This is a genomic window from Streptomyces sp. NPDC001927 (genome assembly GCF_053594455.1).
The window spans coordinates 1-10,673 of record NZ_JBSFEN010000022.1; the positions used below are offsets into that span (position 1 = coordinate 1).

Sequence of the window (10,673 nt, forward strand, 5' to 3'; positions counted from 1 at the left end):
GGCAAGGTCGTCATCATTCCCTGAGCCCATGACGGCCGGACCTTGCTACGGGGCTCCACGCCCTGGGTACGTCCCGGTGTACCTGGCCAGGCACACTGACGAGTACGCCGCTTGGTCTACTTGGGCGAGGCGTGCGTGGGCCCGCTACATGCGGGGGCGCCAGGTTCGGATCTCGAGGTGGATGATCCGAGCATCGACGTTGATGCGTCCCGTCTCGACCAGCCATTGCTGGATGGCTGCGGTCACATCGCCTCCTGTTTCGTCGGTACGCCGGGCGAACTCCGTCGCGTCGAACCCCCCGGTGGCTGACGAGCCGTAGGAACGCTCCTCTGTGTGGTCGGCGCGCTGGACGACGTCGCGGCGGATGCCGGGTGAGTCGGTGCGGCTGCCCGAGGCGTGGACGTAGGCGGACTTGACCAGTCGGACTGTGAAGGCGAGTCTCAGGTCCTGGCGGGCGGCTTCGGCGATGAGGCTGCGCAGTCGGGTGGATCCGGAGGCGATGGCCTGCGCGCCGGCGCGGCCGGTGCCGGTGCCGGCGGGGGTGATGATGACGGCTTTGGTGCGCTTGCGGGCGCGGGCGCCGGAGCGGGTGGTGCGGCGGGTGACATGGGGTGCCGCGACCGCGGCGAGTTCCTCCGTGCCGGACACGCCGGACCGGACCGCAGCGAGAACCTGAGTGAGCGCCGGGACGAACGCTGCGCCTTTGTGCTGTGTATAGAACTGAGAGACGAGCGAGGCGTCCCGCCCGATGATCCGGGCGATGTCCCGCTTGGTGAAACCAGCCGCCTGGAGCCGGTCAGCAAGCTCGGCAGCCTCGTTCAGCTCAGGGGCTGGCGCGGGCCGGGTGGTTTTGGTCCGTACACGGGCGCGGGCGCCGGAGCGGGTGGTGCGGCGGGTGACATGGGGTGCCGCGACCGCGGCGAGTTCCTCCGTGCCGGACACGCCGGACCGGACCGCAGCGAGAACCTGAGTGAGCGCCGGGACGAACGCTGCGCCTTTGTGCTGTGTATAGAACTGAGAGACGAGCGAGGCGTCCCGGCCGATGATCCGGGCGATGTCCCGCTTGGTGAAACCAGCCGCCTGGAGCCGGTCAGCAAGCTCGGCAGCCACACCAGGTTGCTGGGCGAAGTCGGGGCGGCGGTTACCGGGGGGCATCACGCCTCCTTCGCAGGCTGGTTGGTCTGCTTGAGAGTCGCGCGTCCGGCGTCGCGCAGGGCCAGGAGTTCGTCTTCAGTTGTGGGTGCCGGGATGGGGCCGGGGATGTGGCCCTTGCAGAGGTACTCGCCAGGCTGGCCGTGGTAGGGCCAGTTCTGGGGTGCGGTGAGGTAAACGGCGTCGGTGCGGAAGGCGACGACGCTGCCGGGCGGCGTGTGGAGGGCGCCGACGTAGGTCTTGTCTTCGCGCATGCGCTGGGAGAGCAGGGCAGCGCGGGCACCGGACCAGATCGAGGCGGCCCATTCGGGGTGGGCGTTGGGGTCGCTGGCAAAGCCTGTGGGGCGCTGCCAGGTGATCTGCTCGTCGGTGAAGCCGATGATTTCTGCGTCTGCGGGGACGTCGCGCTCGAGGTTGCGGGGGGTGGTGCCGGTGACCATGCGGGGGCGCTGTGCGAAGGCACCGATGCCGTAGAGGAGGAGCGAGCGAACGGCGCGGGAGGCGAGGTGGGCGGCTGTGCGCTGTGTGGGGTCGCCGTGCAGTTCAGCCTGGGCAGCGAGGGTGGACCAGGCTTCTTTGAGTTTCTTCGACCAGTCATCGAGGGGTTTGCCGTCGTCGAAGAGCAGGCCGTCGAGGATCTCGATGCGCCAGGGGGTGTGGGGGTTGGTCAGCGCGGTGTAGATCTCCGGGCCGCCTGCCCAGGTGGTGAACGTGGTGCCGGGGGTGGCGGGGTAGTGCCAGGCACGGTCGCCGGGCGCGGGCGCGGGGAGGATGCCGACGTGGTTCCAGGTGTCCGGAACGGTGACGCGGACGTGCCAGTGGCCGCAGCCGTAGAGGGCTTTGATCTGTTCTTTCTCGGTCCAGGCGGCGAACGTGGCGGCGGTGATGCGCTTCGGTGTGCCGACCGGTGACTTCCAGGTGTGCTTGGCGTATGCGAAGGTCCGGTCGTACTCGACCAGCGCTGGCAGTTTGTCTGGCACTGCGGGTGGGGTGATCAGTTCGGTACGGCCCTGGCCGGCCGTGGCGTGCAGCAGGCCGCGGAGTTCTTCGGACAGGACAGGGTAGCCCTCGGCGTGCTGGCCGCGGGTGGGGATGGTGCGGGTCCACAGGTCACGCCCGGTCTGGGACGGTGATCCCATCAGGACTGCGTCGCCCCAGTGCGCGCGTAGGGCTTTCCACAGGAGGACGAAGGCATCGCGGACGACGGCGGGTTCGGCGCCTTCGGGATCGAACCACTCCCCCACGGACCGGATTTCGACGTGGTACTGGCCGTTGTCGCTCTGGTAGCGGCCGACGGGGTTGCGGGGATGGACGAAGTGGCCGGCCATGCGGTCCTTGCCGCGTCCGGTGTCGGTCCGCCAGCCGGGGGTGGGGGCGTTCAGCCAGGCGGCGACCGCATCCTTGAGGAAGGGATGCTGGTCGGCCTGGTGGTGCCAGGGATCCCCGGCGGTGATGAAGATCCGCTCCGTGCCCTCGGGAACCGCGTGGAAGACAGTTTGCAGGATCGTGGCTGCCTGTGTGTCGGGCAGCGTCAAGCGCAGGGTCTGGTCGCGGTGGACCAGGATGCCGGTGGCGGTGTCGAGGAAGACGGTGGAGCGGGCCTGCTGGGTGAAGTTCGGGTGTGTGGAGGCGAGGTTCGGCGTGTGTGCGAACCAGCGGTCTCCCTCGGGCTCTTGCGGGATGGCGGGCAGCTCTCGTGCTTGTCCCGCTGAAGTGGCCGTGTTGGTCGGCTGGTTGTGATCGTGCTGTGCCTCAGTTACCGAGGGCGCCGTGCGCGCAGGCGCGGCCGGAGCCGGTTCAGCATCAGGTGTTGCGGGGTCCGCGACGGCTGGCATCACTTCAGGGGCTGGGGCTTCCCCTCGGGCAGCGGCAGGCACGGCGGCAAGGCTTTCTGGCGTGAGCTCGGGGGCGATCGTGACGATGTCCGTGAGGCTGAGGCCGGCCGCGGGCGCGATGCGGTCGGCGCTCGCCTTCTCGTATCCGGCGAGGGCGCGGATCTTCTTGTCCCGGGCAACCTCTAGTTTCGCCAGCGCGGCGCGTGCCTTTTTGATCTCGTCACGGTCGGCGCGGAGCTCGGCGAGTGTGGCGCTATATGCCTTGGCGTCCATCAAGTTTCCCTGGTTCCCGAGGTGTTGCGGGTGGATACGTAGGCGATCGGTCCGCCGGAGGAGGAGGCGAGTCGTGTTCCGAGGAGTAGCTGCGCGGCTTCGCGGCTCGTGGCGTCCGGGGCGGTGACGTGGATGACGGGCGTGGCGAGATCGGTGACGTAGCCGGCGAGGACGGCGTCGGGGAAAGCTGTGCGTCCCTGGCCATTGGTCTGCCACCGGTCCAGGTTGGTGAGGACTGCGACGACAAATCCGGCGACGGTGACGGGAAGCAAGCCGCCTGCCGTGACGCTGGCGGCGTCGCAGCGCCACCAGCCGCGCAAGATGTGCAGCAGGCGTTCGGGCGGCACGGTGGCGGAAAATCCGGCTGCGTTTGGGGTGTTGCCGGCGGCTGGGGCGGTATCCGCTCCACGCATACGGAGGACGGCGATCTCGTACGCGGAGAGCTGGCGCAGGGGGGCGGTGCCCCTACCGCTGAGGGCTTGAACCACTTCCAGCGGGATCATCACGCGAATGCCTCTGGCAGTCACTCCGGGCAGGAGGTCGGCGTGGATGAGGCGGCGGAAGGTGGTGATGGCCATGCCGAGTTCGGAGGCAGCCTGTCCGGTTGTCAACAGCACAGTTCCCCCAGTCAATGTCGGCACTGATATCTGATTAGGCATTGACGTTAGCAGAGGTTGCACGACGCTGGGCGCCGAGGACGCGGGACACGTGCGCGGCGCTGCGGGCAGCAGGGACGTGCCGCCCACAGTGACATCAGGTGCACATAGAGAGGCAATAAGGGTTCCGGGGGAAGGGGCCCTGTCCGCCGGGTGAACACCCCCACCGTCGAGCGCCCGACGTTCCTCCGGAGGGCAGAGTTCCCGGTGTTCCGTGCGCTGGCTACAGATGCTGCTCGCGAGCTCGGTCAGCTGCTGGACCTTGAGCTCCGGTGAGCCTGAGGCGGGATTCGATGGCACCCACGGTCCGCCCGAATTCTGCGCTCATCTGCCCGCCGCCGGCGGCCGGGGCTGGGACCACAACGCCGACCCCCCACTCCCTCTGTGGGTAAACCGGCTCACCCCCCGCCGGGCCCGCACCCAACGGCCGGGCCCCCGGGCCTGGGTCGAGGCCCTCGCCTTCGCCGCACATCTGCCGCTGAGCCTGGTCGATCTCGAACTCCTCTCCCCCATCAACGACCACCTCCGCGACCAGCCCGACGCCGAACCCGTCCCGATCCCCGAACGCTCCTACGAGCTGTACGGCGACGAGAAACGCCTCGCCCGCATCACCACCCACCGCCTTGTCACCGCGGGCCTGCTGAGCATCACCAACCATCTGCGGGCGTGCCCCTCCCCCGCACCACTGGCGATGTACGAGCTCGGGCCCGCACCGTGGATGCTGATCGTGGAGAACAGCGCCGCGTTCACCAGCCTGCGCCACATCCTCAGGGGCTGGCCCAGACGGGCGGAGTTGGGCTGGCTGGCCTACGGCGGAGGCGACCACCTCGTCGCCTCCCTCCCCACGTGCCTGGCGACGTTCGAAGAACGCGAGCACCCCGTCGAGGACCTGCTGCTGTACACCGACCTCGACCTTGACGGCCTCGAATGCGCCCAGCAGGCAGCCGAACGCGCCCGCGAAGCGGGCCTGCCCCCGCTCGTTCCGGCCGCCGGGCTGTACGGCCCGCTCCTGACCCGGCCGCCCCGCTCTGTTCCGGTCGCAGACGCAGGCCGAATTCGAACAGCGTCAGACTGGCTTCCCGAGCCTCTGGCGGCGAAGGCCTGCGAGCTTCTTACACAAGAGAAGTTCTCCGGCAGGAGGCTCTGCCGAAGCCCCGGCTGGAACAGCTGCTGTGCCCCGACCAGACGCTGCTTCCTCAGCTACGGGGGCAGAGCCGTACCGAAGCCTGCTGACAAGCCACCGGCACGGTCCCGAACATGGGGAGCGACCTACTGCGGTGAGGAGCCTGCATTCGGCCAACTTGGAGCGAGTCACAGTGGGGACAGGGTGAGACACCATGAGACTCACCCGGACGCTGCCGGACGCCCACGGACAACCACGGACGGTGGAAGGCAGTGGCCGAAGGATGCGGGCCAAAGGACGGCTGTCGTTTCGTCGGGCCCCGCATGCGCCACTCCACCGTATGGCCGAGCTTTCAGATAAGGAAGGCGATCGGTGACGCCCACGAACAGCGCGTCACCCAGGAACTCAACCGACGTGGCTGGCACGTCAGCCCCTGGGGACAGAGAGTCATGGGCGAGCCCATACGGCTCGCCCTACACCACACACCAGCTCGCTGCGCTGGACGCCCGACCTCATCGCCGCACAAGGACGGCAGATCGTCCTGGTCGGCTGCAAGAGCCGCATGACCAGCCAGACCAGCCGGCGACACGCCGTGGAACGCGCCGCGGTCATCGCCCACCTCCAGCTCGTCGCCTGGACCCAACTCCCCCTCTACTACGTCTTCGACAACCTCGACCTCCTCACCCCGCACGACGCCCTCAGCCTCGGGCAGGAAGGCCCCCGAACCACCGCCGGCTCCGGGACGCCCTACGTCCTCGTCCCCGCTGCACGCGCATGGACGCTTGACCGTGTCTTCGGCGCCCCAGACGGGCTCATAGCCGCCTGAACTCGGCTGCAGTCGCTCTCGGGCATCCGATCGATCGGCCGCCGGATCGAGCTGCGCACCGCCTCCGTGCGGTGAGGTTCGGATCTCCATCGGGGCACTGAAGCTGAAACCGGCAACGCCTGGGCAGCCCCCGAAGCACAGCGCCGCGCTGACGGCCCCCGATCGCCCAAGGTGCCACTTGACCAGGTAGACCGTTAGGGACCGGACGTACAGGACGCCGCCAAGGCCGAGCGCCATCAGGACGATGTCGATGGTGACGGCGAAGGCGCCGATGACCCCGTCGAAGCAGAGGGAGGCGTTGACGACCTCATGATAGAGGAACCCAAAGAAGGCGGCCTTGAACCGCGGAGGTCTTCTTGCCGCTGCGCCGGGCCTCTTCCTCGGCCTCGTGCTGGCGCTCGCCTTTTCCCGACAACGAATCCCTTACAGGGCCTCCGCTTGATCATCGCTGTCAATCCAGTCCTGAGGGATCAGCTTGTTGCCGCCTCGCCAGTTCTGGACGACAGCCTGCTGGAACCATGGGGCCGGCAGGTTCACGTGGTCACAGACGATGACCTGCAGGTCTGGGGCAAGGTCACGCACGATGTCATGGATCAGTCGAAAGAGACGCTCGACCGCTTCAGTATCATCACCGGACGCCTCGCCAGCCGAGTCAGGCAGATACCAGGCTTGGGTGGGCTGGTCCAGTACCAGAATGCGGGGAACGGGACGGTTCTGGAGCACGAAGTACCTGTGCAGGGCCAGATGGGCCACAACGTGGTAGCCAGTCCAGTTGGCGGCACTTCCGATGCGCGACATCGGAATGCGGGAAACATCGGATCCCACAGTGACAGTGAGTTCATCAGCATCGAGCCAGATGTCGGTGCCCCCGTGCTCCAGCTCGAGTTCGCGCGCCCAGCGGGCAATATCCCTCCCGATCGGGACCAGCCGCGCCCTCAGCGCCTCGTACTCCTGTTCAGGGGAAAGTTCGTCTTCCAAGGCACCTACCGTCGCCCTGGCGGTGTCCCGTAGGCGGCGCAGACGGGACACGCCCGTTTCGTCAGCGTGACGCAATGTACTCAGAACGCCATAGATCCGCCCCCGGACGAAGTCGGACTGGGCTTGCCGGGGAAGGGCAGCAGTCGCACCTTGGTTTGCTGTCAGAGCTTTCAGAGCTTTCTCGGCAGCGAGGAGTTGCTGGCGGAGCTCGGTGGTGCGTCGTGAAATCTCTTCAAGTGCCTTGTGCCGGGCGGGGCGCGTCGCCTCGACGCCGTCGAGCTGCTTGGACAGTTGGTGCAGGCTGCGGTTCAGCGCCGCGACCGAGGGGTCGGGATTCGGCGCCGCCATGCGACAGAGAGGGCAGACAGAGTCGCCGCTGTCTCGCGCCACGACCTCCGCGCCTTCCTCGTGTAGGGGAAGCAGGTTCAGACTGGCCAGCCGGTCCCGGGGAATGCGTGCCGACGTTGCGAACTCATCGACCGCGCTGCTTCCCTCCATCAGGACCTGGCGATCTGCAGCCAGCTCCCGCAGACATTCACGCAGCTGATCGCACTCGCGCTGGAGGTTCACGAACCGCTGCTCAAACCCTCGGTCACCGGGTTGAACATCAGGCGGGGATGTCACCGCAGCGAAGAGCGCTTCCAGTGCTGCTTCGCGCGGGGGTGCTTCTGCGGGGACCATCCCGAGGGTGTGCGCTTCCCGCCAGAGTGCTGCCATCGTCGTCTCTGCTTCGTCGGACGCACGTCCGGCCCGATGATATTCGGCTTCGGCGTCCGCGAGGCGGTTCTTGGCTGCGGTCAACTGGGTCTGCTTGCGGGCCTGGTCGAAAGTCGCCGCCCCCAGGAAGTACGGCAGGGTGGCTTTGATCGCCTGGGCGATGAAGTGCTCACCCTGCCGGTGGAAGAGTCCGTACCTGGATACGATGTCAGACTGCCCTTGTAGACAGAGGAGCATGGCGTGCCCCAGATGAGCTCCGGTCTCGGCATCGACTCGCCGATCGCCTGGAAGGCGATGGCTCTCCGTGATTCCGATGCGGCGGCCGAGGTGTCGGCGCAGCGTCGTCGTGTCGGTGTTGACTGCGAGCTGGGTCAGTTCAGGGATGTCGAGCTGTGCACCGAATTTCAGCATCGCCTGGCGGCTTCTGCCTGTCGACTTAGGTGCCGGTCTCGCCACGACAGCACGTGTGTCTCCCAGTTGGAACAATGCGGCGTACCAGGACACGGTATCGGTGATGGGCCCTACGGGCAGTTGGAGCGTGTCCCGGCCTGTGCAGTAGTCGAGGATGTCGAGCAGGGCGCTCTTACCGGTTGCCGATTCACCGGTGACCACATTGAGGGCGCCCGGCTTGAAGTCGAGCACCTGACGGCGTCCGTCCCTGCTGTAGAGGGCAATGGTGAGAAGCTGCACCGAGTCAGGGTGTCACGCCCATCACAGCGAAGACAGTCGCAGTGTCAGTCTTCGCGAGCCAGCGTCCCAGCAGGCGGCTGATGCGGAGGGTGTCTTCCAGTTCAGGGTGATCCGGAATCCGGGCAGGGAGTCTGTTGCGAGGGAGGAGCACGTCCCCGTTCAGGCTGAGAACGTCATGTCGCAGGGCGAATCGGAGGCCTTGCCTGACCGCCGGTACGAGGCCCTGTGCCCGTGCAGGGAACCCGACGCAAGCGAGAGGGTTGCGCTCCACCCACGTCTTGAGGTGCGTCCGGGATGCGCCGGAGGCAAGAGCCTGCCTCGTCCCACGGTGCAAAGTCATGGGAACGACGATGAAGGACAGCGCCGCAGGCAAGCCGGCGGAGGCTGTCCGCAGGTGGGTTTCAGCCGCTGCGGACAGCAGGCATGCAATGAGGGCAGGGTTGTACATCGCTTCTGCGGCTGGGGCACGTTCCGCCCAGCCCGTGGCGACAGGAGGGGGATCTGCCACTCCGGTCGGGGGCACCGTGGTCATGGCTGGACCAGCAAGCGGTCGTGCCTCTCGGCGAAGTCCACATGCCAGCCGACGCGTCCTTCGTCGGCGAGGATGTGGTGCTGGCCCCGGCTGATGAAGGCGTCGTGGCATCTTTGGTTCAGGAAAGGTCCCGGAGCGGCGAGGAGCTGGCGCAGGAGCTTCGCGCCGGCCCTCTGTTTGGCGGCGTCGTCCGCCCCAGGGGCAAGCTCCTGTTCCATCCATTCAAACTCGCAAGCCCACGTTTCGAACAGTTCGTGCTGGAACCTGGCGAGCTCGCGAGGCGAGAGATAGGCGTGGTCGAGCCAGTGGATGATCTGGGTGGAGGCGCGGTAGTAGTCCACGATGGCGCTCTGCAGGTTCCGCGAGGGGTAGCCGACCCAGTTCATCTGTTCCACGAAGGGGTGGCCGGCGTGCTCCTCGGCCACAGCCCGGCTGTCCACGTCGTCCAGTTCGATAGAGGTAGGGAGCCTGCTCCTGGTGAACTTGTCTCGTATCTCGGAGACCGCGGCGTGGGCTGCGCCTACATCCACGCTTCGCTGACTGTTCCTCAGCATGGCCAGGGCCTGCTCGTCCCACCACCGCCAGACCAGGGCCAGGCAGTCATCCTCATGTCCATGCGGCAGCGCCCAGTGCAGTTCTGACCGGACGAGTTTGGGTACGTCGTCGATTCGGGGGGATCCGTCGAGCACGTGGATCCGGGAGATAAAGGCTTGCTGGTCGGCGGGTCCCAGAGCGAGGAACTCGCTTCGTGCCCGCTGGGTGCCGACCGCATTCAGGCCCAGAGCAGCCATGACGAGTCCGTGGAGCGCAAAGTCTTCATTCCGGGTGTCGGAACGCAGGGCTGCCACTGCACTGCCCGCTGCGGCCATCTGCGTGGTGACGAGCAGCAGTTGCGGACCTTCCGGATCAGCCGGAGAGGCCGTGTCCATCCAGACTTGCAGCGTGGACCAGAGATCGACCGAGGCGTCGGTGAGGGGGCGCTGTCCCTTCAGATGATGCTTGATCTGCAACAGTTGAGTGGGCGTGCCGTTCTTGTCCCAGGCAACGTCGTCGAACAGCTCCAGCGAGATCGCTGCATCCGGCCGCGTGTCCCCCAGCCTCAGCAGTTCCAGGAGCGCCCACCACGTCTGATGCTGGTAACCCAAAGCGCTGGGAGCAGCATTGTGAGCTGTATTGGCGGTCAACACACCCTCCCTGGCCTGCCGTTGCCTGGTCGCTCGCGCGTGGAGATTAAGTATGACGTGCTCACCTGTGGCTGCGGCTCCTGCGCGGGGGGTGGCACAGTGGGCAGCGCTTGCCGGTCCCACCTCGGCGGGAACGCTGATCGGGCGTGGCTTCCCACCGTCCCGGACAGCCTGGTTTCGAACAGGCCCACCGGCACGGCTTGGTGGAGCTCGGCCTCAGCTCCTTGGCGGTCAGGTGTGGTTCGTCCATCACTTCGAGCAGCTCGCCGGCGATGGCAGGGTGGACGTCCTGCAGGGATCTGCCGGGTTCAGGAAGTGCTCTGGCGGCAGAGTTGCGTCGTCGAGCGCATCGGGGACAGCCACTCGACTGGCCTGTGCGGCGGCTCAGGGGGGCGGGGTACTCGAACTGGCAGTGGGGTTCGGGGCACCTCCAATGGCATGTCTTGTTCGACGCGGGGAGCAGGTCGAACGCCGTCCAGCCCGGGTGGTCGACGACCTCGATGAGTTCTTCGGCCATTGCCGGGTTGGTCTCGGCAAGTGACTCTCCGGGGCCCGGCCTGCTGTTCGCTAGGCCCACCTGTGCGTGACCGCATCGGCTGCAGCCGCGGCCCGCTAGGGCGTTTCCTTCGGATCACCTTGCCGACCAGATGAAGATGGCGGCGAGGTGGAGTCCGGCGAGGTAGATGGTGGCGGTCTTGTCGTAGCGG

The 10,673-nt window shown here is 67.1% G+C and carries 8 protein-coding genes and 1 pseudogene; 1 reads left to right on the plus strand and 8 read right to left on the minus strand.

Annotation, left to right across the window (positions count from 1 at the left end; all coding sequences use genetic code 11):
* Nucleotides 1-144: 144 nt before the first annotated feature.
* The 3 genes from ACWCO8_RS36955 to ACWCO8_RS36965 are packed head-to-tail and all read right to left on the minus strand — an operon-like array spanning nucleotide 145 to nucleotide 3,838.
* Nucleotides 145-1,110: a helix-turn-helix domain containing protein gene (locus tag ACWCO8_RS36955; protein WP_451035894.1), complete on the minus strand. Its 966-nt coding sequence runs from the start codon at nucleotides 1,108-1,110 to the stop codon at nucleotides 145-147.
* A gap of 44 nt (nucleotides 1,111-1,154) precedes the next feature.
* Nucleotides 1,155-3,260 carry a hypothetical protein gene (locus ACWCO8_RS36960; RefSeq protein ID WP_451035895.1) on the minus strand — a complete coding sequence of 702 codons (2,106 nt, stop codon included), beginning with the start codon at nucleotides 3,258-3,260 and terminating at the stop codon, nucleotides 1,155-1,157.
* Nucleotides 3,260-3,838 (minus strand): DNA-binding protein, encoded by a 579-nt coding sequence (locus ACWCO8_RS36965; RefSeq protein ID WP_451035896.1) that lies wholly within the window; start codon nucleotides 3,836-3,838, stop codon nucleotides 3,260-3,262. Before ACWCO8_RS36965 ends, ACWCO8_RS36960 begins: the two co-directional genes overlap by 1 nt.
* Before the next feature lie 1,763 nt (nucleotides 3,839-5,601).
* Here ACWCO8_RS36965 and ACWCO8_RS36970 point away from each other — a divergent pair.
* Nucleotides 5,602-5,865, plus strand: coding sequence for a hypothetical protein (locus ACWCO8_RS36970; RefSeq protein WP_451035897.1), 264 nt, complete (start codon nucleotides 5,602-5,604; stop codon nucleotides 5,863-5,865).
* 177 nt (nucleotides 5,866-6,042) lie between these two features.
* Here ACWCO8_RS36970 and ACWCO8_RS36975 read toward each other — a convergent pair.
* From ACWCO8_RS36975 to ACWCO8_RS36995, 5 genes and pseudogenes are all read right to left on the minus strand, one after another.
* A pseudogene (locus ACWCO8_RS36975) lies at nucleotides 6,043-6,265 on the minus strand (DUF475 domain-containing protein); the annotation flags it as partial.
* 23 nt (nucleotides 6,266-6,288) lie between these two features.
* Entirely contained in the window at nucleotides 6,289-8,250 is a 1,962-nt protein-coding gene (locus ACWCO8_RS36980; RefSeq protein ID WP_451035898.1) for a DUF3732 domain-containing protein, read from the minus strand.
* 4 nt (nucleotides 8,251-8,254) lie between these two features.
* Entirely contained in the window at nucleotides 8,255-8,893 is a 639-nt protein-coding gene (locus tag ACWCO8_RS36985; protein ID WP_451035899.1) for a three component ABC system middle component, read from the minus strand.
* A complete protein-coding gene (locus ACWCO8_RS36990; RefSeq protein ID WP_451035900.1) occupies nucleotides 8,779-9,966 on the minus strand; it encodes an ABC-three component system protein in 1,188 nt (395 codons plus the stop codon). Before ACWCO8_RS36990 ends, ACWCO8_RS36985 begins: the two co-directional genes overlap by 115 nt.
* Nucleotides 9,967-10,027: 61 nt before the next feature.
* Nucleotides 10,028-10,483 carry a zinc-ribbon domain-containing protein gene (locus ACWCO8_RS36995; RefSeq protein WP_451035901.1) on the minus strand — a complete coding sequence of 152 codons (456 nt, stop codon included), beginning with the start codon at nucleotides 10,481-10,483 and terminating at the stop codon, nucleotides 10,028-10,030.
* Nucleotides 10,484-10,673 lie beyond the last annotated feature (190 nt).

Excerpts from the sequence above, each read along its gene's own strand:
- ACWCO8_RS36960 (WP_451035895.1), bottom strand. The coding sequence starts at position 3,260 with ATGGACGCCAAGGCATATAGCGCCACACTCGCCGAGCTCCGCGCCGAC.
- ACWCO8_RS36965 (WP_451035896.1), bottom strand. The coding sequence starts at position 3,838 with ATGGCCATCACCACCTTCCGCCGCCTCATCCACGCCGACCTCCTGCCC.
- ACWCO8_RS36970 (WP_451035897.1), top strand. The coding sequence starts at position 5,602 with ATGACCAGCCAGACCAGCCGGCGACACGCCGTGGAACGCGCCGCGGTC.
- ACWCO8_RS36985 (WP_451035899.1), bottom strand. The coding sequence starts at position 8,893 with ATGCCACGACGCCTTCATCAGCCGGGGCCAGCACCACATCCTCGCCGA.
- ACWCO8_RS36995 (WP_451035901.1), bottom strand. The coding sequence starts at position 10,483 with ATGGCCGAAGAACTCATCGAGGTCGTCGACCACCCGGGCTGGACGGCG.